General features: G+C 68.7%; 19 protein-coding genes and 4 pseudogenes. 6 read left to right on the plus strand and 17 right to left on the minus strand.

From position 1 onward, the window contains the following. Positions 1-36: 36 nt before the first annotated feature. Positions 37-1,590 carry a glutamine-hydrolyzing GMP synthase gene (gene guaA, locus ACN28I_RS06000; RefSeq protein ID WP_420941162.1) on the minus strand — a complete coding sequence of 518 codons (1,554 nt, stop codon included), beginning with the start codon at positions 1,588-1,590 and terminating at the stop codon, positions 37-39. Between the two features lie 101 nt (positions 1,591-1,691). Between guaA and ACN28I_RS06005 the strand changes: the two genes are divergently transcribed. Next, positions 1,692-2,303, plus strand: a complete 612-nt coding sequence (locus tag ACN28I_RS06005) for a hypothetical protein (RefSeq protein ID WP_420941163.1) — start codon at positions 1,692-1,694, stop codon at positions 2,301-2,303. A gap of 33 nt (positions 2,304-2,336) precedes the next feature. On the opposite strand, the gene guaB is transcribed toward ACN28I_RS06005, so the two are convergent. Continuing rightward, a complete protein-coding gene (gene guaB / locus ACN28I_RS06010) occupies positions 2,337-3,794 on the minus strand; it encodes an IMP dehydrogenase (RefSeq protein ID WP_420941164.1) in 1,458 nt (485 codons plus the stop codon). Between the two features lie 139 nt (positions 3,795-3,933). Here guaB and ACN28I_RS06015 point away from each other — a divergent pair, with 139 nt between their 5' ends. After that, a complete protein-coding gene (locus ACN28I_RS06015; RefSeq protein ID WP_420941165.1) occupies positions 3,934-4,353 on the plus strand; it encodes a TIGR02266 family protein in 420 nt (139 codons plus the stop codon). Then, entirely contained in the window at positions 4,332-6,401 is a 2,070-nt protein-coding gene (locus ACN28I_RS06020; protein ID WP_420941166.1) for an Hsp70 family protein, read from the plus strand. The genes ACN28I_RS06015 and ACN28I_RS06020 overlap by 22 nt, the downstream gene beginning before the upstream one ends. Before the next feature lie 19 nt (positions 6,402-6,420). Here the strand turns inward: ACN28I_RS06020 and ACN28I_RS06025 are convergent, their stop codons facing one another. The 6 genes and pseudogenes from ACN28I_RS06025 to ACN28I_RS06050 all read right to left on the minus strand — a co-directional run bounded on the left by ACN28I_RS06025 (position 6,421) and on the right by ACN28I_RS06050 (position 11,892). Continuing rightward, complete coding sequence (locus ACN28I_RS06025) at positions 6,421-7,188, minus strand: DedA family protein (protein ID WP_420941167.1); 768 nt, start codon at positions 7,186-7,188, stop codon at positions 6,421-6,423. 283 nt (positions 7,189-7,471) lie between these two features. Continuing rightward, positions 7,472-7,927 (minus strand): Crp/Fnr family transcriptional regulator, encoded by a 456-nt coding sequence (locus ACN28I_RS06030; RefSeq protein ID WP_420941168.1) that lies wholly within the window; start codon positions 7,925-7,927, stop codon positions 7,472-7,474. Between the two features lie 38 nt (positions 7,928-7,965). After that, positions 7,966-8,481, minus strand: a complete 516-nt coding sequence (locus ACN28I_RS06035; protein ID WP_420941169.1) for a gamma carbonic anhydrase family protein — start codon at positions 8,479-8,481, stop codon at positions 7,966-7,968. A gap of 18 nt (positions 8,482-8,499) precedes the next feature. After that, complete coding sequence (gene miaB / locus ACN28I_RS06040; RefSeq protein WP_420941170.1) at positions 8,500-9,882, minus strand: tRNA (N6-isopentenyl adenosine(37)-C2)-methylthiotransferase MiaB; 1,383 nt, start codon at positions 9,880-9,882, stop codon at positions 8,500-8,502. 93 nt (positions 9,883-9,975) lie between these two features. Then, entirely contained in the window at positions 9,976-10,482 is a 507-nt protein-coding gene (locus ACN28I_RS06045; RefSeq protein WP_420941171.1) for a hypothetical protein, read from the minus strand. 11 nt (positions 10,483-10,493) lie between these two features. Continuing rightward, a pseudogene (locus ACN28I_RS06050) lies at positions 10,494-11,892 on the minus strand (VWA domain-containing protein). Positions 11,893-12,088: 196 nt separating this feature from the next. Here ACN28I_RS06050 and ACN28I_RS06055 point away from each other — a divergent pair. Genes ACN28I_RS06055 through ACN28I_RS06065 form a run of 3 tightly spaced genes read left to right on the plus strand, consistent with a single transcriptional unit; the run spans position 12,089 to position 14,429 of the window. Then, positions 12,089-12,814 (plus strand): SDR family NAD(P)-dependent oxidoreductase, encoded by a 726-nt coding sequence (locus ACN28I_RS06055; RefSeq protein ID WP_420941172.1) that lies wholly within the window; start codon positions 12,089-12,091, stop codon positions 12,812-12,814. Further along, positions 12,811-13,647 carry a dihydroneopterin aldolase gene (locus ACN28I_RS06060; RefSeq protein ID WP_420941173.1) on the plus strand — a complete coding sequence of 279 codons (837 nt, stop codon included), beginning with the start codon at positions 12,811-12,813 and terminating at the stop codon, positions 13,645-13,647. Before ACN28I_RS06055 ends, ACN28I_RS06060 begins: the two co-directional genes overlap by 4 nt. Then, a complete protein-coding gene (locus ACN28I_RS06065; RefSeq protein ID WP_420941174.1) occupies positions 13,644-14,429 on the plus strand; it encodes an SDR family NAD(P)-dependent oxidoreductase in 786 nt (261 codons plus the stop codon). The genes ACN28I_RS06060 and ACN28I_RS06065 overlap by 4 nt, the downstream gene beginning before the upstream one ends. Before the next feature lie 11 nt (positions 14,430-14,440). Here the strand turns inward: ACN28I_RS06065 and queD are convergent. The 9 genes and pseudogenes from queD to ACN28I_RS06110 all read right to left on the minus strand — a co-directional run. Then, positions 14,441-14,794: pseudogene (gene queD / locus ACN28I_RS06070) on the minus strand (6-carboxytetrahydropterin synthase QueD); the annotation flags it as partial. A gap of 27 nt (positions 14,795-14,821) precedes the next feature. Beyond that, positions 14,822-16,111, minus strand: a complete 1,290-nt coding sequence (locus ACN28I_RS06075) for a class I SAM-dependent RNA methyltransferase (RefSeq protein WP_420948578.1) — start codon at positions 16,109-16,111, stop codon at positions 14,822-14,824. Positions 16,112-16,297: 186 nt separating this feature from the next. After that, positions 16,298-17,476: a thiolase family protein gene (locus tag ACN28I_RS06080; RefSeq protein WP_420941175.1), complete on the minus strand. Its 1,179-nt coding sequence runs from the start codon at positions 17,474-17,476 to the stop codon at positions 16,298-16,300. 160 nt (positions 17,477-17,636) lie between these two features. After that, positions 17,637-20,291: an InlB B-repeat-containing protein gene (locus ACN28I_RS06085; RefSeq protein ID WP_420941176.1), complete on the minus strand. Its 2,655-nt coding sequence runs from the start codon at positions 20,289-20,291 to the stop codon at positions 17,637-17,639. A 126-nt stretch (positions 20,292-20,417) separates the two neighbouring features. After that, entirely contained in the window at positions 20,418-22,127 is a 1,710-nt protein-coding gene (locus ACN28I_RS06090) for a 30S ribosomal protein S1 (RefSeq protein WP_420941177.1), read from the minus strand. A gap of 363 nt (positions 22,128-22,490) precedes the next feature. Further along, positions 22,491-23,638: pseudogene (locus tag ACN28I_RS06095) on the minus strand (acyl-CoA dehydrogenase family protein). A gap of 11 nt (positions 23,639-23,649) precedes the next feature. Further along, the gene (locus ACN28I_RS06100; RefSeq protein WP_420941178.1) at positions 23,650-24,135 is read right to left on the minus strand and encodes an AgmX/PglI C-terminal domain-containing protein; all 486 of its coding nucleotides are present in this window, start codon (positions 24,133-24,135) and stop codon (positions 23,650-23,652) included. A 15-nt stretch (positions 24,136-24,150) separates the two neighbouring features. Then, entirely contained in the window at positions 24,151-25,293 is a 1,143-nt protein-coding gene (locus tag ACN28I_RS06105) for an acyl-CoA dehydrogenase family protein (RefSeq protein WP_420941179.1), read from the minus strand. A gap of 158 nt (positions 25,294-25,451) precedes the next feature. Next, a pseudogene (locus ACN28I_RS06110) lies at positions 25,452-26,226 on the minus strand (enoyl-CoA hydratase/isomerase family protein). Positions 26,227-26,240 lie beyond the last annotated feature (14 nt).

Here is a 26,240-nt window from a genome sequence, read left to right on the forward strand (position 1 = left end):
CCCCTTTGTTTTTCCTCACTCACCCTGCCCCCGCGGCTACTCCCACTCGATGGTGGCGGGCGGCTTGGAGGAGATGTCGTAGACGACGCGGTTGATGCCGCGCACCTCGTTGGTGATGCGCGTGGAGATGCGCTCGAGCACCGGGTACGGCAGCCGCGCCCAGTCCGCCGTCATGCCGTCCACGCTCGTCACCGCGCGCAGCACGCACGTGGACTCGTAGGTGCGCTCGTCCCCCATCACGCCCACGCTCTGCACCGGCAGCAACACCGCGAACGCCTGCCACAGCTCCTTGTACAGCCCCGCGTCCCGCACCTCCTGCTGGACGATCGCATCCGCGCGGCGCACCAGCTCCAGCCGCTCCTCGGTGATCTCCCCCAGCACCCGGATGGCCAGGCCCGGCCCCGGGAACGGCTGCCTCGACACCATCTCGTCCGGCAACCCCAGCTCGCGGCCCAGCGCGCGGACCTCGTCCTTGAAGAGCTCGCGCAGCGGCTCCACCAGCTTGAGGTTCATCTTCTCCGGCAGCCCGCCCACGTTGTGGTGGCTCTTGATGGTGACCGACGGGCCCTTGTACGACACGGACTCGATCACGTCCGGGTACAGCGTGCCCTGCGCCAGGAACTCGGCACCCTGCACGTCCCGCGCGGCCGCCTCGAACACCGTGATGAACTCGCGGCCGATGATCTTCCGCTTCTTCTCCGGATCCGTCACGCCGGCCAGCTCCGACAGGAAGCGCGCCCTCGCATCCACCGTCTTCAGCGGCACGTGGAAGCGATCCACGAAGAGCGCCTCCACCTGCTCGCGCTCGCCCTGCCGCAACAGGCCGTTGTCCACGAAGATGCACTGCAGCCGCGCGCCCAGCGCCCGGTGCAGCAACAGCGCCGCCACCGAGCTGTCCACGCCACCCGACAGCCCGCAGATGACCCGGCCGTGCTCGCCCACCTGGCGGCGGATGGCCTCCTCCGCCTCCTGGATGAAGCCCTTCATCGTCCAGCTCCCGCTCACCTTGCAGTCGGTGAACAGGAAGGCGCGCAACATTTCCTTGCCCATCGGCGTGTGCACCACCTCGGGGTGGAACTGCAGGCCGTAGATGGGCTTGCTCTTGTGCGCCGCCGCCGCGTACGGCGAGTTGCCGCTGCGGCCAATGGCCTCGAAGTCCGGCGGAAGCATGTCCACCCGGTCCCCGTGGCTCATCAACACCTTCACCCGCTCGCCCAGCTTGAAACCCGCCAGGGGCCCGCGCGCCGACACCACCTCCAGCTCGGCCGAGCCGTACTCGCGGTGCGCGGAGCGGTCCACCCGGCCCCCCAGCAGCTTGGAGATGAGCTGCAGGCCGTAGCAGATGCCCAGCACCGGCAGCTCCGAGCTGAAGACGTAGGGATCGCACCGCGGCGAGCCCTCCGTCTCCACCGAGGCCGGCCCTCCGGAGAGGATGATGCCGCGCGGAGCGAACCGTCGAATGTCCTCCGCGGGGAGATCCGGACGGTGAATCTCACAATACACGCCCAGCTCCCGCACCCGGCGGGCGATGAGCTGCGTGTACTGGCTCCCGAAATCGAGGATCAGGATCTTCTCAGCGTGAATATCCACACACTCTCCATGGGGGGCGCGCGTTGACGGATGCGGGCCTTATCGCTACAAACTTTCGGAAATCAACCATTAAGTCCCGCTCGAACTCGAAGAGGTCCTGGATGCGCCTGCCCGCCGTTGCAACCGTCCTGCTGCTGTCCGCCACCGGTTGCGTGAAGGAGATCTCCTCGGAGGAGCGTCTGGAGCGCGAGTCGCCCTCCCGTTCCTCGGCCGGGGACACCCCGGATGCGGCCGCGCTGGGCAAGGTCCACTGCGACGACACGGGGGATGCCCTCAACCAGGCCCGCAACGTCAACCGGCCGGAGACCGACCGGGTGATGAGCTACATCGACCTCTACACCTCGTTGATGAAGCGCAACGCCACCTTCGAGGAGGCGATGAACCGCAACCCGGACCTGAACTACACCGAGGGCAGCCAGAAGCTGGTGGCCGCCCGCGAGAACTGCATCCAGCAGACCGCGGATGTGAAGGTGGAGTTCGAGACCTACGTGCGCGAGCTGGTGGACGTGCCCACCGTGCAGGAGGTCAAGGGCGGCAACACTGTCACCGTGGCCCGGCTGGACTTCAACACCCTGCGCCAGGCCATCGAAACGATCAACCCGGACGACAAGGAGCAGCTCCTGTCGCGGGTGCTCAACGCGGAGAAGAAGGTGGCTCCCGCCGCCACCGCGGAGGAGCCCGCCGCCGCCCCCAGCCGCAAGCGCGGCAAGTAGCCGGCTCGCGGCCCTCCGGCCGGCCCGGGCGCCCTACTCCACCCGGTAGTTGGGCGCCTCCTCGGTGATGATCACGTCGTGCACGTGGCTCTCCTTGAGCCCGGCCGAGGTGATCCGCACGAACTCAGCCTTGGTCCGCAGCTCCTCGATGGTGCCGCAGCCCACGTAGCCCATGCCGCTGCGCAGTCCACCCAGCATCTGGTGGATGTTCATGCCCAGGCTGCCCTTGTACGGCACGCGGCCTTCAATGCCCTCGGGCACCAGCTTCACCGCCTCCACGTCCGACTGGAAGTAGCGGTCCTTGGCGCCCTGCTTCATCGCGCCCATGGAGCCCATGCCGCGGTAGCTCTTGTAGCTGCGGCCCTGGTACAGGATGACCTCGCCCGGCGCCTCCTCGGTGCCCGCGAAGAGCGAGCCGATCATCACCGTGCTCGCCCCGGCGGCCAGCGCCTTGACGATGTCGCCGGAGTACTTGATGCCACCGTCGGCGATGATGGGCACGCCGTGCTTGTCCGCCTCGCGCGCGCAGTCGTCGATCGCGGTGAGCTGCGGCACGCCCACGCCGGCCACCACGCGCGTGGTGCAGATGGAGCCGGGGCCGATGCCCACCTTCACCGCGTCCACGCCCGCCTCGATGAGCGCCCGGGTCGCCGCCGCCGTGGCCACGTTGCCGGCGATCAGCTCGAAGCCGCGGAAGTTCTTCCGCGTGTCGCGCACCGCGTCGATGACGCCCTTGGAATGCCCGTGGGCCGTGTCGATGACGATGACGTCCACGCCCGCCTTCACCAGCGCGTCGATGCGGGCCTCACGGTCCGCCGAGGCGCCCACCGCTGCGGCGCACAGCAGCCGGCCCTTGGCGTCCTTGGCCGCGTTGGGCCGCGTCCGCCGCTTCTCCATGTCCTTGATGGTGATGAGGCCCCGGAGCTCGAACTGATCGTCGACGATGAGCAGCTTCTCGATGCGGTGCTCGTGCAGGAGCTGCTGGGCGTCCGTCTGGCTGATGCCCTCGCGGCCGGTGACGAGCTTGCGCGTCATCACCGCCTCCACCTTCTGCCCCAGGTCCGTGACGAAGCGCACGTCGCGGCTGGTGACGATGCCCACCAGCTTGCGGCCCTGCACCACCGGAATGCCGGAGATGTTGTACTGGCGCATCAGCTCGATGGCCCGGGCCAGCGGCACCTGCGGCTCCACGGTGATGGGGTCCACCACCATCCCGCTCTCGAACTTCTTCACCTTCATCACCTCGAGCGCCTGCTGCTCGGGGGTCATGTTCTTGTGGATGACACCGATGCCGCCCTCCTGCGCCATCGCGATGGCGGTACGGGCCTCGGTCACGGTGTCCATCGCCGCGGACAAGAGCGGAATGTTGAGCCGCAGGGTGCGGGTCAACCGGGTGGAGAGATCGGCGTCCTTGGGAAGGATGGCGCTCTCGGCCGGCTGGAGAAGCACGTCATCGAAAGTCAGCGCGAGCCGGACTTCGGAGGTCAGCATGGGGGCTCCCGGGAGCAGCGGGTCATGCCCGCGGTGAAGCCGCTTCCATAAGGGGTGAAAGACAGGGGCGCAACGATCAAAACCGCCTTTTCACCGCCCGTCTCCCTGGCATGCAGGCGTTTGATGTTAGGCTTCGCTCGTGACACAGCCACACAGCACCGCCAAGGGAGAAGCCATCGGGTTGGTCGTCAAGTTGCCCTTCGCGACCCCCGAGGAGTTCGTGGCCAGATACGGCGCCAACGTCACCCGCGGCGGCATCTATCTGCGCGCGAAGACGGTGAAGCCTCCCGGTTCCACGGTCACCCTGGATCTCAAGCTGGCCGACGGCTCCCGCATCATCCACGCCACGGCCGTCATCCACTTCGTCACCGGGCAGGCGGGCCAGGGCATCTCCGGCATGGGGTTCCGCTTCCTCTCCGTGGACCCCGCCACCCAGCAGTTCCTCGACTCCGCGATCGCTCCTCTGCCGCACGCCCAGTCGCCCCTTCCCCCCTCCCGGCCGGGGTGGGGCCCGCGGATGAGACCATCCCCCCGGGGATGCAGCCGCCTCCGGCGCTGACGGATGCGCCCGCGGTCGCTCCCGCGCTCCCTCCCGATCCCGGGCAGGAGATGCTGATCCCCGCCCACACCCCGTGGCCCGGGACCATCGCCGCGTTCACCCCGGCGGCGCCCGCGCACACGCCTCAGCCCGGAGCCGTGCCCTCCGCACCGCCCGCGCTCACCCCCGTGGAGAGCCCGGCCGTTCAGGTGGCGCCCCGGCCTCCCCCGTTGGCCTCGAGCCGTCCCGCGCCGCCTCCCGAGCCCACCCAGACGCTCGCCCCGCCGGCCACGCCGATGGTCCCCACCGCCCCCGCCTTCGAGGCCCCCACCGAGGAGCCCAAGCGCACCGGGCCCATCATCGGCATCGACCTGGGCACCACCAACTCCTGCGCCGCCTTCGTGCGCCAGAGCAAGCCGGCCGTCCTGCACAGCCGCGAGGGGCACAACACCGTCCCCTCCATCCTCGCCCTCAACACCCGCGGCAAGCTCGTGGTGGGCCACCCCGCCAAGGGGCAGATGCTCACCAACCCCCGGCAGACCGTCTACGGCGCCAAGCGTCTCATCGGCCGCCCCTACGAGTCTCCCATCGTCCAGGACATCAAGGACCGCTTCGCCTATGAGATCGCCCCCGGCGACAACGGCGAGGCGGCGGTGCGGCTCGGGGATCGCATCTACAGCCTCCAGCAGATCTCCTCCCTCATCCTTCGCGAGGTGAAGGAGGTCGCCCAGAACCAGCTCGGCCAGCCCGTCTCGCGCGCCGTCGTCACCGTCCCCGCCTACTACAACGACAACCAGCGCCAGGCCGTGCGCGAGGCCGGACGGCTCGCCGGGCTCCACATCGAGCGCATCCTCAACGAGCCCACCGCCGCCGCGCTCGCCTACGGCTTCGGCCGCAAGCTCACCCAGCGCGTGCTCGTCTATGACTTGGGCGGCGGTACCTTCGATGCCTCCGTGCTCGAGCTCAAGGACACCCTCTACGAGGTCGTCTCCACCGGCGGCGACACCTTCCTGGGTGGCATCGACTTCGACACCGCCATCGTCGAGTACCTGATGGAGCAGTTCCGGCAGCAGACCGGCCTCTCCATCCAGTTGGACCGCGTCGCCATGCAGCGCATCCAGGACGCCGCCGAGCGCGCCAAGTGCTCCCTCTCCGAGCGCTCCCAGGTCCGCGTCCACGTCGCCTTCCTCACCATGGTCGACGGCAAGCCCGTGGACCTCGACGTCTCCCTCACCCGCGAGAAGCTCGTCGCGCTCACCGAGGAGCTCGTCAACCGCACCCTCCAGGTCTGCGCCGACGTGCTCGACGCCAAGGGGCTCACCCCCAAGGACATCGACGAGGTCATCCTCGTGGGCGGCCAGAGCCGCTCGCCCCTCGTCCACGAGAAGATCAACTGGTTCTTCGGCAAGACCCCCACCAAGAACGTGCACCCGGACGAGGCCGTGGCGCTCGGCGCGGCCCTGCTCGCCCACAGCCTGGCCGAGAGCGAGGGCGTGCAGCTCATCGACGTGCTGCCCATGGCCATCGGCGTGGGTCTGCCCGGCGGCCGCTTCAAGCCCGTGCTCGAGCGCAATGCGCCCCTGCCCGCCACCAAGGGCTATCAGATCTCCACCAGCCGAGAGGATCAGGAGGAGATCGATCTCATCATCCTGCAGGGGGACTCCGAGCGCGCCGTGGAGAACGAGTACCTCGGAACGCTGAAGATCTCCGGGCTGCCCCCGGGCCCTCGCGGCTCGGTGAAGGTGTCCGTCACCTTCGCGGTGAACAACGAGTGCATCCTCACCGTGACCGCCCGCGAGCAGACCGTCGGCATCGAGGTGATGAGCGTCTTCTCCACCCGCGACAACCCGGAGCAGGTGAAGGCGAAGCTCGGGCCCAATCACCCGACTCAGCCCGAGCCCCCTCCCCTGCAGCGCAAGCAGTCCCTGCCGGGCATGCCCGCCGTCGGAGGCCCCGTGCAGAAGCCCACCGCGGCGCCGCACGTGGCCCTGGCCATCGCCGCGAACGCTCGCGACGTGGCCCCGGGTGGACTGGTCGGGTGGTTGAAGCGCATCCTCGGACGCGCGTGAGCCGGAGAGGGGAACTGTTTCAGTCGCGGACCGGCAGACGATCCGTACCGGAGGGCTTCTCCGTCATCTCGAAGACGGGCGCCGGGGCCGGCTGGATATCCGCCGCCGCACCCGTCAGCAGGTGCGCGGGCACCGGCGAGGCTTTCACCGCCGCATCCAGCGCCGCCCCACGCAGGGCCGCCAGCCGCTTGCGCCACAGGAACACCCCGAGCCCCACCACCACCAGGGCGCCGAGCACCACGATCTGCCCCTCCTTCATCCGGTCGATCGCGTAGTCCAGCTTGTCGCCGAAGTGGAAGCCGAGCCACACGAAGAACGGCGCGGACAGCAGCGCCGCCAGGCCGTCCCAGAAGACGAAACGCCAGTAGGACATGCCCGCGGAACCGGCGCTGAAGTACGTCACCGCTCGCACCCCGGGCATGAAGCGCGCAATCATCACGATCTTCTGCCCGTGCAGGGCGAACAGCCCCTCCACTCGCGCACGCTTCTCGGGGGTGATGAACTTGCCCAGGAAGCCGGTGGGAGTCGTAGAACGGCCCACCTTCGAGCCGAACCGGCGGCCGGCGTAGAAGATGAGGCTGTCACCCACGATGATGCCCAGGAAGCCGACCAGCATCATCATCGACAGGCTGGCCGCGCCCTTGTGGGCGAGAAAACCACCCAGGATGAGCGAGATGTCCTCGGGCAGCGGCACGCCGAGCCCACAGGCCACCAGGATGCCGAATACAGCGGCATAGGCGAAGAAGCCTTGGGTACTGCCCAGCAGGTTGGTGAGGAATTCTTGCACGCTCGTCTCTCTGTCAAATCCGGGGAGACCAGGCAGGCATCGTCATCCGAGCCCAGGCCTCCAGCGCCCCCGCATCAACCGGGTACGCGTCGTCAAAACTCCGAGCCCCCATGGGCCGACTCATAATCCCCAGGCTCGTCCGCTGCTCGGAGTGCGGATACCTGGGCCTGCGTCCGTACGCCCGGTTGCTCCTCAACGGGCCAGGTATGGGCGTGTGGGTGTCTCGAAAATCCCTCGCTTCATGCGCGAGGAAGGTAGCACGGCGCGCAAGGGGGGGTGTTTCTCAAGTCTTTCCCACGAGCGACTTCATGGCTTCCCGGTTGTCTCGGACCTTCTGGCCAAAGTGGCTCACGATGCCCATCAGCAGCTTCATGCAGGCCTGCGGCTTCTGGATGGTGAGCTTCTGGAAGTCCGCGTGACGGATCTCCACCGCCGTCACGTCCGTCATCGCCACGGCGGTGCACAGCCGCTCGCCCTTCTGGATGAGCGTCAGTTCGCCCAGGGGCTCTCCGGCCACCACATCCCCGAGCGTCACGTCCTCGCCCGAGGTGTTCTTCGCACTCAGCCGCACCGTGCCGTCCCCAACAATGAAGAGGGACTCGCCCGGACGGTTCTCCAGGAACAGGGCCGATCCCTTGGGAAAAGCCCGCGCGACCCCGATGGCGGCGAAGATCTGGATGCCGACGTCGGTGAAATCCTTGAAGAGCGGTGAAGCTTTGAGTGCGGCTGCAACCTCCATGCGAGGTGGTCCTAACACGCACGCTGGCGGGCGTCACGTTAACGGCTGGCGCGGTGGTCGGCGGCCGTACGGACGTAGTGCTTCGCGGACTCGAGCAGGAAACCCCGCTCCTCGTCGGTGAGGGTCCGCTTCACCTTCCCCGGCGAGCCCACCACCAGCGAGCCCGGTGGAATCTTCGTCCCCGGGGTGAGCAGCGTGCCGGCGCCGATGATGCTGTCGTCGCCGATCTCCACGCCATCCATGACGATGGCGCCCATCCCCACCAGCACCCGGTTCCCCACCGTGCACCCGTGCAGCACCACGTGGTGCCCCACCGTCACGTCGTCCCCGATGGACGTCGAGTACCGCTCACTGGTGACGTGGATCATCGAGAGATCCTGGATGTTGGTCCTCCGGCCGATGCGGATGGGATTCACATCCCCCCGCAGCACCGAGTTGAACCACACCGAGGAGTCCTCCCCCAGCTCCACATCCCCGATCACCTGCGCCGAGTCCTCGACGAAGCAGCTCGGGTGGACGCGCGGGGTCTGATCACGGAAACGACGCAGGGCCATGGGTTCTCCGGAAGGGGCTCAGGCCACGACGCACGTGACTTCGGGACCCGGGAGGTCCGCGGGCGGCACTACCACCGGCTGGCTCAGCACCACCGTCTGCTTGCCCGAGAGCTGGTTCGGCGTGGCGCTCTCCACCAGCACCTTCACGAACGCCCCCGCCGGCGCGTCACCGTCGAAGTTCACCGTGCGGTTCTCCGGCGTCCGGCCGAAGCGCTTCGCCGGGTTGTAGCGCGAGTGGCCCTCCACCATCACCTCCACCTCCAGCCCCACCTGCGACGCCGTGTGCTCCCCGCTGATGCGCCGCTGGAGCTTCTGCAGCCGCTCCAGCCGCTCGATCTTCACCTCGTGCGGCACCGGACCCCACTCGTCCTCCTTCAGCGCCGCGCCCGTCTTCGGCCGGGGGCTGTAGATGAACGAGAACTGGTTCTCGTAGCGCACCTTCTCCGTCAGCTCGAGCGTGAGGGCGAAGTCCTCCTCCGTCTCACCCGGGAAGCCCACGATGATGTCCGTCGTCACCGCGATGCCCGGACGCGCCGCGCGCAGCTTCTCCAGCCGCTCCAGGTACTGCACCACCGTGTAGTCGCGCCGCATCCGCTTCAGCACTGGATTCGAGCCGCTCTGCACCGGCAGGTGGAAGTGCGGCATGATCTTCGGCTGCGTCCGGAAGGCCTCGATCAGCTCGTCCGACAGGTCGTGCGGGTGGCTCGTGGTGAAGCGCACGCGCTCGATGCCCGGCACCTCCGCCGTGCGCAGCAGCAACTGCGCGAAGCTCACGCCGCCCTGGTACGAGTTCACGTTCTGGCCGATCAGCGTCACCTCGCGCACGCCCACCTTCGCCAGGTCCGCCACCTCGGCGAGCACCTCCGGGAAGGCCCGGCTGACCTCGCGGCCCCGGGTATGCGGCACCACGCAGAAGGAGCAGACGTTGTCGCAGCCCTTCATCACCGTGACGAACTCGGTCACCTTGCCGCGGCTCGTCTCGGGGTCGGCGCGCGGGAAGACGTACTCCTCCGAGTCCACCCAGGCCGTCTCCACCACGCGCTGGCGCTCGCCCTGCACGCGGCCGATGATGTCCGGCAGCTTGGCGATGGAGTCCGGGCCGAAGACGAAGTCCAGGTAGGGCACCTTCTTGAGGAGCTTGTCCTTCTCCTGCTGCGCCACGCACCCGCCCACGCCCAGCAGCGTGCCGCGGGCCAGCTTCACCGTGCGGTAGCGGCCCAGGGCCGACAACATCTTGTCCTCGGCCTTCTCCCGGATGGAGCAGGTGTTGAGGATGATGAGATCTGCCTCCTCCGGCACCGGCGTGGGCCGGTATTCCAGCTTGCCGAGTACCTCGCTCATGCGGAGCGAGTCGTTGACGTTCATCTGGCAGCCGAAGGTGTGGATGAAGTAGCGCTTCATGGGTCTTTCCGTACGGAGAACGGGCTCTTATCCGACGAGCCCCGGCGGATTGCAACGGTTCCAATGCCCTGGCGGGCGGGAGGGCGAGCCCCCCTATGCCCGGGTGAGGGCCTTCTGCATCCGGGTATGGAGCTCCACCAGGCGGTCCTCGTGCTGGTTGAGCAGATCGATCACCTCCTGCCCGTAGCGCCGGGCCAGGGGCTCCAGGTCCTCGATGCGGTGCAGCTCGTCCCGGGCCCGGCCGGCCTTTTCGGCCGCGGTGGCATCACTCTGCTGCTCCAGCTCGGCCAGCCGGGTGCGCAGCCGGCGCGCCGTCCAGCGCTGGCCGCCATAGGCGCGCAGCATCGAGTTGCCCAGTTCCACCACCTTCACCGCCAGCCCGGAGGCCTTCAGGCCGAGCTCGTGCGCGGTGGTGAGCGCCTGGGACTCCCCCCTCGGGGCCTGCTCCACATGGGCGAGGAAGGCCTCCTGGTAGCGGAGGAGGCCCTGCAGATCGGCCTCGGTGAGGGCGTGGGCGGCGAACCGCAGCGTGCGGGAGTCCGCGGCCCCCATGGCGCTGGCCTGCGACTCATCGAGATCATCGAACATGGAACGGGACATGGGTGTCTCTTTCAGGCGGGGACGAGCTGCTCGGCGATGCGGGACAGATCGGCCACGGAGTTCACCACCACCGTCTGGTGGCACTCCTTCGAATAGGTGAGCATCTCGCTGTCCCCGAAGCCCCAGTTGGGACGGTCCTCGGGGCAGATCCACAGCAGACGCTTGCACTTCTGCTTCAGGTCCTTGAGGGCCCAGGCGTTGTTCGCGTTGTAGTTGTTGCGGCCGTCCCCGATGATCATCACCGTGGTGCGGCGGGTGATGCTGCCGAGCTGATCCCTCGTGAACATGGCCAGCGCGCGGCCGTAGTTGGAGTTGGCGGTGAGCGACACCGCCTGCCCCATGGTGGCCAGGTCGATCGCCTTGTCCACCTCCTGCTCCTTGAAGTACTGCGTCACGTCGCCCACGTCCGACACGAAGACGAACGAGCGCACGCGCACGAAGAGCGACTGCAGCGTATAGGTGAACAGCAGCATCATCCGCGACGCGTTGCGCACCGAGTCCGAGACGTCACAGAGGACGACGACCTCGGGGCGCTCGGGGCGGCGGGCGCGGAACTGGGGCACCATGGGAATACCCCCCCACGGCAGGTTGCGGCGCAGCGTGCGGCGCACGTTCAGCGTCCCCTTCCGCTTCGAGCGCGCCTTGCGGATCAGCCGGGCCTTGAGCTTCTCGGCCAGCGTCTTCACCGCGGACTCCATCTGGTTCACCTCGGCCTGGCTGAGCTGGTGCAGCGGCTTGTCCACCACCCCGCCCGTGGGCTTGCGGATGCGCGCCTCGGCCTGGCGCTTCACCTCGCGCCGCGCCGCGTCCTCCACCTTGCGCATCGCCTCGGCCACGTGGCGCGAGACGATCTCCACGCCCTCCGCCGGCAGGCCCCGCTTGCGCAGCTCGTCCTCGAGCGCCTTCAGCTCCGAGCGCGCCCGATCCATCCCCGCCGCCACCATCAGCCGCCGCGAGAAGAAGCCCGTCTGCATCGAGCTTCTGCATCTGCGACAAGTCGAGCTGCAGCGTCGCCGAGCGGAAGATCTGCGCCAGCCGCGCCCGGTCCCCCATGAGCGCCGCCTGGGCCAGCGGGGACAGCTCGGGGAAGAGCTGGTTCATCTGGAACAGGAGCATCGTCAGGTTGTCGCCCTCGATGAGCCCCTGCTCCTGGATCTGCTGGGCCAGGGACTTGTCGATCGCCTCGAACGTCTTGGCCGCCCCCGAGAAGAAGAAGTCGAAGGCCCGGTTGAAGACGTCCACGTCCTGCTGGCGCTTCACCATCGTGGTCCGCAGCACCGAGCGGAAGATGGCCTTGTCCTCGAGGCCCACCTCGGCGGTGGCCCGCGCGGCGTCCGACACCTCGGACGTGCTCACACGCACCCCGTTCTGGCGGAGGACCTCGGCGAACTCGACGATGCGTGCGTCCATGTGGTCGTAAACCCCTTACCCCAGCGTTCTACCAGTCTCCGACCCGCCCTGTTTCCCCATCATCCCAACCTGTTACAGGCCCCTCAATCCTCTTGTCGTACCCGGCTCGGGACCTTGGGGCGAGCCCTCGTTCTCCCTGCGAGCGGCCCCGTGCTCCTGTATACCCGGGCGCGCGGAAAACCCGAGGGAGACCTTCATGCCAACAGCCGTCGTCACCGGAGCCGGTATCCGGATCGGCAAGGCCATCGCCCTGGCGCTCGCCGAGGTGGGCTACGACCTGGCCCTGCACGTCCACCGTTCGACCGAGGGAGCCGAGGAGGTCGCCGCCCAGGCCCGTGCCCTGGGACGCACCGCCACCGTGTACCGCGCCGACCTGGGCGCCCCTCGGGAGCTGGAGTCGCTGGCGGCCACCCTGCGCCAGGCCCACCCCGCCATCGACGTGCTCGTCAACAACGCGGGCATCTACGAGCGGCTGCCCTTCGAGGCCATCACCCGGGAGCACTACCACCGGATGATGGGAATCAACCTGGACGCGCCCTTCTTCCTCACCCAGGCGCTGCTCCCGGCGCTGCGAGCCGCTCCCCAGCCGCTCGTCGTGAACATCACCGACATTGGCGCCGAGCGGGTGGAGAGCCACTACGCCCACTACTCCGCCAGCAAGGCCGGGCTCATCACGCTCACCCGGGCGCTCGCGGTGGAGCTCGCGCCCAAGGTGCGGGTCAACGCCATCTCTCCGGGCACGGTCGTCTTCCCGGAGAACTTCGACGAGGCCGCCCAGCGCTCCATACTTGCTCGCATCCCCCTCGGGCGGGTGGGCTCGGCCGAGGACATCGCCCGGACCGTGGTCTTCCTGGCGCGTGAGGCGCCCTATATCTCCGGACAGGTGATCGCCGTGGATGGAGCCCGGAGCGCCCAGCTATGAACCGCCCTCTCTCCGACAGCTTCTCGGCCCTCCCGCGTGATGCCCAGGGCCGCCCGCTGGATGTCATCGAGCTGCGCCAGATCTCCGTCCAGTGCATCGTCGGCGTCTACCCCGCCGAGCGCGGCACGCCCCAGCCGCTGGAGCTCGACGTGGCGCTCTACCTGGACACCCGGAAGGCCGCCATGGCGGGCAGCCTCCGAGACACGGTGGACTACGGGCGGCTCGCCGGAGAGCTGCGCTTCCTGCTGGAGACGGCCGACTTCCGCATGCTCGAGACGGCCGCCGAGGCCCTCTGCCGCTACATCCTCGCCCCGCCGACGGAGGACTCGGCCCGAGCCCCGGTGCGGGCCGTCACCCTGCGGCTGTCGAAGCCGGAGGCCCTGGCCGGTACCGGACTGGCCTCGCTGCAGGTGCACCGCGCCGCGGACGAGTACCAGTTCGAGAAGGAGGAGAAGCCCTTCGGGCGGGTGGACATCCTCTTCCAGGACGAGCACGTGGGCATCTACCGGCTGCGCATCGCTCCGGGCCGCACCATCCCCACCCATGAGCACCGGGTGATGAACGAGGCCGAGCTGGTGCTGGGCCACGGGCTGCTGCTCCAGGGCAAGCCGGTGCTGGCAGGCATGGGCTTCCGGTGGCCGAAGCACCTCCCGCACCGCTACGACAATCCGAGGGCGCTCGAGCAGACGGTGTTGTGCGTGGACCGTCCGGCCTTCATCCCCCATGACGAGGTGGAGGTGCCCGAGCCTCCGGGTGGGTTGGTGCCGGTGGAGGGCCGGGCGTACTACCCGGCGGCGGCGAGCACCCCGGAAGCGGAGGGCGAGCGGTGGTGAGCACTCGGCCCGTGGGGACGCGGAAGGTGCTGGTGACGGGCGGGGGAAGCGGGATTGGCCTCGCGGTGGCCGAGGCGCTGCTGCGGGCAGGAGGCCAGGTGGCGCTCAGTGCGCGCCGGGCGGATCGGCTGGAGGCGGTGGCGCGGGCCTGGCCCGGTCAGGCGGTGGCCCTGCCCTGCGATCTCGCCTCCCCTTCCGAGCGCGCGGGGCTGCTGGCGAGGGCCCGTGAAGCGCTGGGCGGGCTGGATGGACTGGTGCACTCGGCGGGAGTGGTGGAGCACCAGCCGCCCGGGCACATCTCCGAGGAGGCGTTGCGGGCCCAGTTGGAGATCAACCTGGTGGCTCCGCTGCGCCTGGGCGAGGAGGCGTTGTCGGTGCTGGAGGACGGCGGAGGCATGGTGTTCATCTCCTCCACGCTGGCGATGCGGCCACTGCCCACGAGCGCGGCCTACAGCGCGGCCAAGGCCGGGATGCTGGCGGCGATGCGCTCACTGGCGCTGGCGGGCGCCGCGCGGCGCATCCGGGCCAACGCCGTCTGTCCGGGAGTGGTGGACACGGAGATGGTGCGGGCCCCGCGCCTGAATCCTGGCGAGCCGCCTCCCGGGGCCGAGGAGTTCGAGCGGAGGATCTCCGCCCAGTTGTCCGCGCTGGGGGCGCTGCACCCGCTGGGACGGCTCGGGAGGCCCGAGGAGGTGGCCGAGGCGGTGGTGCACCTGCTGGCGGCACCGTGGACGACCGGCAGCGAGTTGGTGATCGACGGAGGCATTCTGCTGCGGGAGTGAGCGCAGTCGTTCTCGCCGCGGTAGATGCAGCCCGAGGTGCAGGTCTCGCGCACCATCACCTGGGAGAGCTGAGGCAGACGCGGCCGCACCCGCTGCCAGATCCACCGCGCCAGATTCTCGCTGGTGGGGTTGGACAGCCCTTCGATCTCATTGAGGTAGTAGTGATCGAGCTGGGCCTGCAGCGGCTTGAAGGCCTCGGTGAGGTCGGCGAAGTCCATCACCCAACCCGAGTCCGCACCCACGCCGCCCTGCACATGCAGGGTCACGCGGTAGGAGTGGCCGTGCAGCCGGGCGCACTTGTGCCCCGGGGGCACGTTGGGGAGGCGATGGGCCGCCTCGAAGGTGAACTCCTTGAAGATCTCCAAAACAGACTCCTGTGAGCCGCCGGGAAGCTAGGTGGGCAGCTCGAAAGACATCACGGACTCCACGTGGTGCGTCTGGGGGAACATGTCCACCACCTGGAGCGCGAGCGGCTTGTAACCCGCCTCTACCAGTCCCGCCGCGTCGCGCGCCAGCGAGCCCGGGTCACACGCCACGTACACCACCCGCCTCACCCCCAGCGCCTTGAGCCACCGGGCGAGCCCCGGAGCCCCCGTCCGCGGAGGATCCGCGAGCGCCACGTCGAACCTCTTCCCCTCGCGGATGAGGCCCTCGCACACCTTCCGGGCATCCCCCTGGTGGAAGCGGACGTTGGCCACCCCACCCTCCCGTGCACTGCGCTGCGCCAACTCCACCGAGGCCGGAGAGGACTCCACCCCCAGCACCGACGCCGCGCTCGCCGCCAACGGGAACGTGAAGTTGCCGTTGCCCGAGTACAACTCCAATACCGCATCCGTCTCGCGCGGGGCCAGCTCGTAGACCGCGGAGGTCACCAGACCCACGTTGGCCTCGGCATGCGCCTGCGAAAAGGCGTCCGGACGCAGGTACAGCGGCACCTCCGGCCGCAGCGGCGACACCGAGCGCAGCACCGGCTTGCCGATGATGCGCGGCGAGCCCTCCTTCGACACCAGCACCGCCCCCTCCAGCCGGAGCGCGCGCACCGCCTTCTCACACGCCTCCACGTGCCGGGGCGTCGCCTGGCCCTTCATCATCACCGCGAAGGACGCCTTGTCCCCCTCGGCCAGCAGGTGCACCTCCTCCGCGTCCCGCGACACCGGCTTGAGCAGGGGCCCGAGCTTCCCCGGCAGTCCGGCGAGCACCGGCACCAGCGCGCCGCACTCGCTCACCACCACCCGGTCATGGCTCCGCCGCCCGAAGAAGACCAACTCCTCCTTGAGGAAGTGCAGCACCGCCCGGCGCCGGTAGCCGAACTCCGTCGGCGCTATCAGCAGGGGCCGCACCGCGAAGCTGTCCCGCTTCAACCGGCCCAGGTGCTCCAGGGCGGAGAGGACGATCTCCTGCTTCGCGGCGCGCTGGGCGGATTCGGTCAGCTCCAGCCAGTCACACCCGCCACACCGCGCGCTCAGGCCACACGGCGAGCGCCTCCGGTCGGGGCTCGGGGCCAGTACGTCGCCGAGCAGGTGCCCGCGCATCACCTTGCCCTCCAGCTCCAGGCGCACGCGCACCCGCTCGCCGGGGAAGGTACCGGGCACGAAGACGGTGCGGCCCTCGTAGGAGCCCACGCCCTCTCCGAGCTGCCCGAGGCGATCGATCGTCAATTCAATGGGGGTATCCGGCAGCATGGGGAAACGGGGAACAAGCACCCTTCAGGGCGCCATCCTTATTCGACCTCCGCACTGGCCGGGGTATTCCGCCACGGACCTGGGAGCCAGGACCGCGGCGGGAACGACAACGGGGTGAGAGTCCTCGAAAGACCCCCACCCCGCCCCTCTCCCAACAGGGAGAGGGAGTACACGTCCCGCTGGGGACTAGCGCTCCACCATCAGCGCGATGCCTTCGCCGCCGCCGATGCACAGCGACGCCACGCCGCGCTTCTTGTTCGTGTCCTGCAGCGTGTGCACCAGCGTCACCAGCAGACGCGCGCCCGAGGCGCCGATCGGGTGGCCGAGCACCACCGCGCCGCCGCGCACGTTCACCTTCGAGCCCTCCAGGCCGAGCAGCTTGTTGTTGGCCAGGGCCACCACCGCGAAGGCCTCGTTGATCTCCCACAGGTCCACGTCGGTGGTCTTGTGGCCGGTCTTCTTGAGGAGGTTGTTGATGGAGTCGGCCGGGGCGATGGTGAACTCCACCGGCTTGCGGGCGGCCCCGGCGTAGCCGGTGATGCGGCCCAGGACGGTGCGGCCCTCGGCCTTGGCGCGCTCGGCGCTCATCAGCACCAGCGCCGCGGCGCCGTCGTTGATGGAGGACGCGTTGGCCGCCGTCACCGTGCCGTCCTTCTTGAAGACGGGCTTGAGCGTGGGGATCTTGTCCGGCCGGGCGTTCTTCGGGCCCTCGTCCTCGCTCACCACCACGTCACCGCCCTTGCCACCGGGCACGGTGACGGGGACGATCTCGCGGGTGAACAGGCCGGCCTTCTGGGCCTCGATGGCGCGCCTGGTGGACTCGAGCGCGTACTCGTCCTGGTTGGCGCGGCTGATGCCCTGGGTGATGGAGCACTCCTCGGCGCAGTTGCCCATGTGGACGTTGCCGTAGGGATCCCACAGGCCGTCGAGGATCATCGCGTCCTTGAACTCCACGTTGCCCATGCGGGCGCCGCCACGCATCGAGTGGCTGACGTAGGGCGCGTTGCTCATGGACTCCATGCCGCCGACCACCACCACCTCGGCATCACCCAGCGCGATCGCCTGGGCGCCGGCGATGACCGCCTTCAGGCCCGAGCCGCACACCTTGTTGATGGTGACGGCGGGAACGCTCTCGGGGATGCCGGCGTAGATGGCCGCCTGGCGCGCCGGGGCCTGGCCCACGCCGGCCTGCAGCACGCAGCCCATGATGGTCTCACCCACCTGATCCGGGGAGACGCCCGAGCGCTCCAGCGCCGCCTTGATGGCGATCGCGCCGAGCTGCGGAGCCGTCAACTTGGCCAGGGCTCCCTGGAAGGCCCCGATGGGGGTACGCGCCGCGCCCACGATGACCACTTCACGAGCCATGAACTGCCTCCTTGGGATGCTGGGAGAATGACTTTGGATAACCGTCAGCAGGGCCCTTATCACCACGGCTTGTAGGAGGGTCAAGCCTCCTTGCCCGCCCCGGAACCAGAGCGTCCACTGGCCCGAGAGATGGGCTTCTGGCTCCGAAACATCCTCGGAATCACTGGAAATTGACGCGCCACGTCATGAGTCCGGCCTCCGTGCTCGTCGCCAGGGTGTAACCCCGGGGAGCCCAGGTCACGCCCGAGAGTCCGCCCCTCAGGGGGAGCCCCTGCGCATCCATCAGGGTTCGCGAACGGATGTTCCAGACCTCGAGGAAGCCGTCGCTGCGGAGCCCCGCGAGCAGGTCCCCGAGGTGATGCCAGGACAGCGAGGTGACGGTACCCGTCGGAGCGTAGGAGTTGCCCGGGAGCGTTCCCAGCTTGGCCCGGGTGGTGGCGTCCCAGAGGCGGACGGTCCCTGTCCCGCGCTGGCCGGAGCGCGGGGCGCCGGTCGTGGCCAGCAACTGCCCATCCGGGCTCCAGGCCACCGCGCTGACGGCGTCCCCCTGATCAGGGGAGGTCCACAGGCGCTCGCCCGTGAAGGCATCCCAGAGGGAGGCGGTCCGCTCCCCGCCCCCGGTCAGCAGGCGCTTGCCATCGGGGCTCCAGGCGAGCGCCAGGAGGGCACCCGGGTGGGCATCCTGCGAGAACCGGTCCTCGCCGGAGCCCGTGTCCCAGACCGCCAGACGGCCCCGCTGGCCGGCCGCCGCCACGGAGAGCCCATCCTGGCTCCAGGCCACCTTGTTCACGCCCTGGCCGAGCGTCCACGCGGCCCCCGCCTCCGCTCCGTCCAGGGCGTTCCAGCGCGTCACGGTGCCCTCCGCGGTGCCCACCGCGAGCCAGGTGCTCGTCGGATCCCACGCCACCGAGGTCACCTTCCCGCTCCCGGACAGCGTGCGCAGCCACTGCCCGGCGGAGCTCCAGAGCCAGACGCGCCCGTCCTGGCCGACGGTGGCCAGGGTCCTGACGTCGGGGCTCCAGGCCAGGTCGATGGGGCTCGTCTCGACGGGCTCCAGGGTGCGCGCGGCCGTCGGCCCTTCCGCAGGGAGCACCGAGAGCCTCCCCCCGTCATTGAGGAGCAGCTCCGGACGTTCCGGGTGGAAGGCGAGTCCTCGGATCTGGCCGTCGAGCGGCCCGCCCACGGTGGCCCCGGTGGCCGAGTCCAGGACGGCGAACCGGGTCATGGCACCCGCCGCGAGGTAGCGGCCATCCGCGCTCCACGCCAGCCTGGTGATCCAGTTCCCATCCGGCGGGAGCCGTGTGTCCAGCGTGCGCAGGAGCATGCCGTCTTCCCGCTGGCGGATATCGATCTTGTACCCGGACGCGCTCGCGTAGGCATCGCTCCGGGGACTCCAGATGAAGCCCCTGCCCGGAACGGTGCCCACCTGCGTGCCGTCCACGTCGAACAGCTCGGTGCCTCCGTACGAGTGCTCGAGCGCCAACCACTTCCCGTCCGGGCTCCACTGGACCTGGTTCAACAGCTCCACCCCCAGCCACGAGAAGTACCGGGACTTGCGCGTGTAGAAGTCCCAGAGGCTCCACTCCTCCTCACCGGCGCTGGCCAGCCGCTCCCCATCCGGGCTCCAGGCCAGGGACCACAAGCGGCCCTCGCCCTTGTAGATCGTGGCGTCGGGCGCACCCGTGCCGGTGTTCCAGAAGCGCACGTACCCGAGCTCGTCACCGGTGGCGAGCTGGGTGCCATCCGGGCTCCAGGTCACCGACAGCACTCGAAAGGGCTGCGGGTGCAGGAACCGCAGGAGCTTCCCACTGCTCGCCTCCCAGATGGCGACGGTGCGGGCGTAGCCCAGGCTCGCGGCGATGCGCGTCCCATCCGGGCTCCACACCGCGTTGGTGGGGCCGGACGAATACAAGTGCCAGCCTTCCGACAGGGAAACGGTGGGAGCGAACTGGGCCGTGCATTCCAGGCCGTCACGGGTGAGCTGGACCCAGGTGATCGCCGGATCCTCGTGGCTGCCCATGCAGGAGAAAGCCCACCGGACGAAGCGCCAGCCCACCGCCGGTTCCGCCCGCATGCTCATGAGGCCCCCCGGCAGGGTCGCCGTGCAGTCGGCGTCGCAGGACAGTCCCGCGGGCGTGCTCGTCACCCGCCCCGCGCCGTGGATCTTCACCTGGAGGGAGAACCGCTGCGGATTGGGGATGAACCGGACCGTGCACGTGGCCCCCACCTGGACCTGGAACTCCGTCCACGGCTCCGTGCCCCCGCAGCTCCCCGACCAGCCCTCGAAGACCCAACCCGGCGCGGGCTGCGCAGCCAACGCGAGCCGCGTGCCCTCCAGGAGCACCGTGTCGCACCGGGCTCCGCAGTCGATGCCCTCCTGGGTGCTGCGCACCGTCCCCTCCCCTTCCACCGCCAGGGTCAACGTGACGGGACGCGGATCGATGATGAGGGAGATGGGCTCGGAGACGGGCCCGACCAGCCCCGAGGCGTTCTGCGCCCGGCAGCGCACGGAGTGGTTGAAGCGGAATTCCTCGAAGGCGTGCTCCTGTTCCACGCCCCCTCTCGAGGGCTCGGTCCACTCGTCGAGCTGGGTCCCGTCGCTCCGGATGAAGAGATAGGAGAGGGCCTGGCCCTGCGGATCATCCGCGACACACCTGAAGCGCAGCGGCTGTCCCGCGAGGGCGCGAGTCCCGCTGGCGGTGAGGCGCGCCAGGCTCGGAGCGCGGAGCTCCTCCGCGGGCTTGCAGGCCCCCAACAGCAGCCACAGCCCGAGGACCTGGGCGAATCGCGAAGCACGAGACGGGTGTGAGGTCATGAACAGGGGACCTCGACGCCGGACCACGGGGAGTATTCACGCCGCGGCTGAAAAACAGACGGCCGGGCTCCCCGAGGGGAACCCGGCCGCCTTGTGTGTCCCTCGCGTGAGGGGCGGACCCGCTGACTACTTCTTCAGCTTGCTCGCCATCACGTCGCCGAGGCGCGCCTTGGAGCCCTCGGCCTGGCGGCGGAGGTACTCGCGGTAGTCCTCGCCCTCGCCGATCAGGGCCTTCATCGACAGCGCGACCTTCCGGTCCTGCGTGTTGATGTCGATGATCTTGACCTCGACCTCCTGGGCCTCGGCCACCACGTCACGCGGGTTCTCGACGCGCTCCTCCTTCAGCTCGGAGACGTGCACGAGGCCCTCGATGCCGGGCTCGATCTCCACGAAGGCGCCGAAGTCCGTCACCTTGGTGACCTTGCCCTTCACGCGGCTGCCCACCGGGGTCCGCTCGGACAGCGTGTCCCAGGGATCCGGCTGGAGCTGCTTGATGCCCAGGCTGAAGCGCTCGTTCTCGACGTCGATGTTGAGCACCACCGCCTCGACCTCGTCGCCCTTCTTGAACATCTCGCCCGGGTGCTTGATGCGCACCGTCCAGGAGATGTCGGACACGTGCACCAGGCCGTCCACGCCCTCCTCGACGCCGACGAACACGCCGAAGTCGGTGACGTTGCGGATCTGGCCCTTGATGACCGAGCCGATCGGGTACTTGTCCTCGAGCAGCGTCCAGGGGTTCTGCTCGATCTGCTTCATGCCCAGCGCGATGCGCTTGGCCTTCGGATCGATGTCGAGAACGACGGCCTCGACCTCCTGGCCGACCTCCAGCATCTTGCTGGGGTGCTTGAGGCGCTTGGTCCAGGACATCTCGGACACGTGCACCAGACCCTCGACGCCCTGCTCGATCTCGATGAACGCGCCGTAGTCGGTGATGGAGACCGTCTTGCCCTTGACGCGCGTGCCGACCGGGTACTTCTCGTCGGCGCGGTGCCACGGGTCCTCCTGGATCTGCTTGAGACCGAGGCTGACGCGCTCCTGGGTGGGGTCGAACTTGAGGACGACGACCCGGACCTCGTCACCCACGTTGAACATCTCGGAGGGGTGACCGATGCGGCCCCACGACATGTCGGTGATGTGCAGGAGGCCGTCGATGCCGCCGAGGTCGATGAAGGCGCCGTAGTCGGTGAGGTTCTTGACCACGCCCTTGAGGACCGCACCCTCCTTGAGGTTCTTGAGGGTCTCCTTCTTCATCTCCTCGCGCTGCTTCTCGAGCAGCACGCGGCGGGAGAGCACGATGTTGCCGCGCTTCTTGTTGAACTTGATGACCTTGAACTCGAATTCCTTCGAGATGTACTGGTCGAGGTTGCGCACCGGGCGGATATCCACCTGGCTGCCGGGGAGGAACGCCTTCACGCCGATGTCGACGGAGAGGCCACCCTTCACGCGGCCCACGATGGTGCCCTTGACGATCTCATCGCGCTCGCACGCGGCGCTGATCTCGTCCCAGATGCGCATCTTGTCGGCCTTCTCCTTGGAGAGGACGACCATGCCGGTATCGTTCTCGCGGCTCTCCAGGAGGACCTCGACAGGGTCGCCCGCCTTGACGGAGACCTCGCCGCGAGGGCTGGTGAACTCGGAGATCGGAACCTGGCCCTCGGACTTGTAGCCGATGTCGACGATGGCGAAGTCCTTGGTCACCTGAACGACGGTGCCCTTGACGATCTCGCCCTCCTTGAGGATGCCATCTCCGCCACGCTCCTTGAGCGAGGCCTCGAACATCGCGGCAAAATCCTCGTCGCCAACATCTCCGATCTGCTGGTTCACATTCTGCTGCATGAGATTGGGAGTCCTTCGAAACTGGTACAGCTGCCCCCGGTGGTTGACGGCAGCCACTCGCGGGGAGCTACGAGTGGCCCGCGAGCCAATTCCACAACGGAGTTGACTCGAAGGCGCGCACCCTAGACACCGGTTACACCGGCAGTCAAGCGAGCACGCGGTACTTGTTCACAGTCCTGATAATGCGGCCCTGGGAGGACGGGCACCCCCATCCGTCCAGAGCCCTCGTCCTGCAGGCAGGCTCGCCGGAGGTCCCGGGGGTCTGTCGCGGATACAAAGGTGCTACCCCATGGGGAGCCGCGCCACCACCCCCCGGTACGGGGTCCACCCGGACCGTGGGACCCCGGCCAGGGAGGCGGGCGTTCAGTCGAGCAGTTTGAACGTCTCCCGGGCGATCACCAGGCGCTGCACCTCGCTGGTGCCCTCGTAGATGGTCTGCACGCGGGCGTCGCGGAAGTAGCGCTCCACGGGGAACTCGTCGATGTAGCCGTAGCCGCCGTGGATCTGCACCGCCTTGTCCACCGCGCGGTTGGACATCTCGCTGGCGTACAGCTTCGCCATGGAGGCCTCGCGGGTGAACGGCTTGCCCTCATCCTTGAGGTAGGCCGCCCGGAACGTCAGCAGCTCGGCCGCCTGGAAGCCTCCGTGGCCATGTTGGCCAGCATGAAGCGCAGTCCCTGGAACTCGCCGATGGGCTGGCCGAAGGCCTTGCGGTCCTTCGCGTAGCGGATGGAGGCCTCGAGCGCCGCCCGCGCCACGCCGCACGCCTGCGAGGCGATGCCGATGCGCCCGCCATCCAGCGCGATCATCGCCAGCTTGAACCCATCGCCCTCCTTGCCCAGGAGGTTCTCCGCGGGGAGCTCCATGTCCTCGAAGGTGAGGCTCACGGTGTTGGAGGACCGCAGACCCATCTTGTCCTCATGCTTGCCGACGATGAGGCCCGGGGTCCCGCCCTCCACGATGAACGCGGAGATGCCCTTGTTCCCCTGCCCGCCCGTGAGGGCCCACACCACCATCACCCCGGCGTAGGCGCCGGAGGTGATCCACTGCTTGCTGCCGTTGATGACCCACTTGTCCCCGCGCCGCACCGCGGTGGTGCGCATGGCGCGCGGATCCGAGCCGGCATGGGGCTCGGAGAGCGCGAACGAGCCCACCACCGCCTCGCCTGAGGTGATGCGCGTGACGTACTTCTCGCGCTGGGCCTCGGTGCCGAACTTGTAGATGAGCTCGCCGCACATGTTGGTGACGGCCATGGCCACCGAGGTGGAGGCGCACGCGGCCGCCATCTCCATCATCGCCAGGGCGTAGGAGGCGGTCCCCGCCTCGGCGCCGCCGTACTGGCCGGGGATGTTCACCCCCATGAGCCCCAGGGAGGCCAGCTCCTTGAAGAGCTCGACGGGGAAGATCTCCTCCTTGTCGAACTTGCGCGCCTGGGGCGCCACGCGCTCGCGGGCGAACTTGCGGGCGGTGTCGCGGATGAGCGTCTGCGTCTCGGTGAGCTCGAGGTTCACGGGAGCGGGTCCTACTTGATGGCCTTCAGGTTGAACGGATACTCGATGGGGTACTCGCGCTTGTCCGGAGTCTGCGGGAAGGTGATGCCGGAGAGCACGTTCACCACGCACTCGTGCAGCCGCGCGTCCTTGATGGTCGTGCCGCTCTTGGCCACCTTGGCGTTGCGCACGAAGCCATCGGGCGAGATGGTGAAGGTCGTCATGATGCGGCCCTCCTCCACCTTGTTGCCCTTCATCGCGAGCAGCTCCTCGTAGCAGTCCTGGACGTCGCGCGAGTGGTACTGCATCACCTCGCGGATGGAGTCCGGGGTGAAGGGCATCCGGGTGACGTCCGGAGGCGGAGGCCGCACCGGCGCCGCCTTCTTCTTCTCCTGTGCGGGGGCAGCCGCCTCGGGTGCGGTGTCCTTGCCGGACGCACCCTTCTTCGCGGGCGAGCCCTGCGCGAACGCCAGGCCCGACCCGAGCACCACCACCATCAACAGGGAACGGTTCATCATGAGTGGCTCGACTCCTCAGTCCTTCAGCAGGTTGGCGGAGATGACGATGCGCTGGATCTCGCTCGTCCCCTCGTAGATCTCGGTGATGCGCGCGTCGCGCACGTGGCGCTCCACGTCCATCTCCTTGGAGTAACCCATGCCGCCGTGGACCTGCAGGGCCTTGTTGGCCACGCGGCTGGCCATCTCGCTGGCGTACAGCTTGGCCATGGCACTCTCGGCCGAGTGGCGCACGCCCTTGTCCTTGAGCAGCGCCGCGCGCAGCACGAGCAGCCGGGCCGCGTCGATCTCCGTGGCCATGTCGGCGATCATGAACTGGATGGCCTGGTGCTCGCGGATGGACTTGCCGAACGTCTTGCGCTCGCCCGAGTAGCGCACCGCCTCCTCGAAGGCCGCGCGGGCGATGCCCAGGGCCTGCGAGGCGATGCCGATGCGCCCGCCGTCCAGCGTGCTCATGGCCACCTTGAAGCCGTCGCCCTCCTTGCCCAGCATGTTCCTGGCCGGCACGCGCATGTCCTCGAAGAACATGCTGCAGGAGTGCGCCGCGCTGATGCCCATCTTCTTGTCCGGCTCGGCGCGGATGAAGCCCGGCGTGTGGGTGGGCACCAGGAAGGCGGTAATGCCCTTGTTGCCCGCCTCCTTGTTCGTCATCGTGAAGAGCACGATGGCGTCGGCCTTGGGGCCGTTGGTGATCCAGTTCTTCGAGCCGTTGATGACGTACTCGTCACCGCGGCGCACCGCGACGGTCTTCTGCGAGGCCGCGTCACTGCCCGCCTCGGGCTCGGTGAGGCCGAAGCAGCCCAGCTTCTCGCCCCGGGCGAACGGCGTGAGGAACTCGGCCTTCTGCTCCTCGGTGCCGAACTTCATCACCGGATCGCAATAGAGCGAGTTGTTCACGCTCATGATGACGCCGGTGGAAGCGCAGCCGCGGCTGATCTCCTCCATGGCCAGCGCGTAACAGACGTTGTCCAGCCCCGCGCCGCCGTACTGCTCCGGCACCGCCACGCCGAGCAGCGACAGCTCGGCCAGCTTCTTCACCGCGTCGGTGGGCCACTGGTGCGTCTCGTCCCACTTGCGGGCGTTCGGGGTCAGCTCACGCGAGGCGAACTCGCGGCACATCCGCTGGATCTCGCGCTGGACGTCGGTCAGCTCGAAGTTCATGGCACTCCTGGTCGGAAAAGAAGGGCGCGGGGGTACATATACGGGGCTTCGCGCCCGGGAACAGCGATTGCAAGAGGGGCAGGCAAGCGCCAGTTGCCGAGCCCATTAGCCCGCCCGAAGGCCCCCCGAGGCAGCCCGGGGAGCCGTCCGCTACCGGACTACTTGCCGGTGAAGCCCGCCGGACGCTTCTCCAGGAAGGCCTTCATGCCCTCCTTCTGGTCCTCCGAGCCGAAGAGCACCGCGAAGCCCTGGCGCTCCAGCTCGTTGGCCGCCCGGAGATCCTGGTCCGCGCCGAACTCGATGACGCGCTTGGCCTGGGAGATGGCCAGCGGGCCGTTCTTGAGCATCTTCCCCGCCACCGCCTTGCAGTGGGCCAGGAGCTGATCCGCCGGGAGGACGTCGAGCACCAGGCCGATCTCCTTGGCCTTGGCCGCGTCCAGGTGCTCACCCGTGAAGACGAGCTCCTTCGCGCGCATCTTGCCCACCAAACGGGTGAGCCGCTGCGTGCCGCCAAAACCCGGGATGACGCCGAGACTCACCTCGGGCAGGCCGAGCTTCGCCTTCTCCGAGGCGTAGATGAGATCGCACGCGAGGGCCAGCTCGCACCCGCCGCCGAGCGCGAAGCCGTTCACCGCGGCGATCGTCGGAATGGGGAGCTGCTCGAGCGTCTGGAAGGTACGGTGACCGAGGGCGGCGAACTCGCGCGCCTGCGCCGCGCCGATGGACGCCATCTCCGCGATGTCCGCACCGGCCACGAAGGCCTTGTCGCCGCCGCCCGTGATGATGAGCGCGCGGACCGTGGCGGGCAGCGAGTGGAGCGCGGACTCGAGCTTCCTGGAGCGTCTTGCTGTTGAGGGGGTTGAGCTTGGGACGATCGATGGTGAGGATCGCGATCGCGCCCTCGGACTCCAGCCGGATGTTCTCGTAGGCCATGTGGGGCTCCTCGT

This window comes from Archangium gephyra (genome assembly GCF_049060025.1).
Classification (GTDB): Bacteria; Myxococcota; Myxococcia; order Myxococcales; family Myxococcaceae; genus Archangium; species Archangium gephyra_A.

Bases quoted from the DNA above. Each gene is read 5' to 3' on its own strand.
- ACN28I_RS06005 (WP_420941163.1), top strand. From the start codon at position 1,692: ATGCGCCTGCCCGCCGTTGCAACCGTCCTGCTGCTGTCCGCCACCGGT.
- guaB (WP_420941164.1), bottom strand. From the start codon at position 3,794: ATGCTGACCTCCGAAGTCCGGCTCGCGCTGACTTTCGATGACGTGCTT.
- ACN28I_RS06020 (WP_420941166.1), top strand. From the start codon at position 4,332: ATGCAGCCGCCTCCGGCGCTGACGGATGCGCCCGCGGTCGCTCCCGCG.
- ACN28I_RS06030 (WP_420941168.1), bottom strand. From the start codon at position 7,927: ATGGAGGTTGCAGCCGCACTCAAAGCTTCACCGCTCTTCAAGGATTTC.
- ACN28I_RS06035 (WP_420941169.1), bottom strand. From the start codon at position 8,481: ATGGCCCTGCGTCGTTTCCGTGATCAGACCCCGCGCGTCCACCCGAGC.
- miaB (WP_420941170.1), bottom strand. From the start codon at position 9,882: ATGAAGCGCTACTTCATCCACACCTTCGGCTGCCAGATGAACGTCAAC.
- ACN28I_RS06045 (WP_420941171.1), bottom strand. From the start codon at position 10,482: ATGTCCCGTTCCATGTTCGATGATCTCGATGAGTCGCAGGCCAGCGCC.
- ACN28I_RS06055 (WP_420941172.1), top strand. From the start codon at position 12,089: ATGCCAACAGCCGTCGTCACCGGAGCCGGTATCCGGATCGGCAAGGCC.
- ACN28I_RS06060 (WP_420941173.1), top strand. From the start codon at position 12,811: ATGAACCGCCCTCTCTCCGACAGCTTCTCGGCCCTCCCGCGTGATGCC.
- ACN28I_RS06075 (WP_420948578.1), bottom strand. From the start codon at position 16,111: ATGCTGCCGGATACCCCCATTGAATTGACGATCGATCGCCTCGGGCAG.
- ACN28I_RS06080 (WP_420941175.1), bottom strand. From the start codon at position 17,476: ATGGCTCGTGAAGTGGTCATCGTGGGCGCGGCGCGTACCCCCATCGGG.
- ACN28I_RS06085 (WP_420941176.1), bottom strand. From the start codon at position 20,291: ATGACCTCACACCCGTCTCGTGCTTCGCGATTCGCCCAGGTCCTCGGG.
- ACN28I_RS06090 (WP_420941177.1), bottom strand. From the start codon at position 22,127: ATGCAGCAGAATGTGAACCAGCAGATCGGAGATGTTGGCGACGAGGAT.
- ACN28I_RS06100 (WP_420941178.1), bottom strand. From the start codon at position 24,135: ATGATGAACCGTTCCCTGTTGATGGTGGTGGTGCTCGGGTCGGGCCTG.
- ACN28I_RS06105 (WP_420941179.1), bottom strand. From the start codon at position 25,293: ATGAACTTCGAGCTGACCGACGTCCAGCGCGAGATCCAGCGGATGTGC.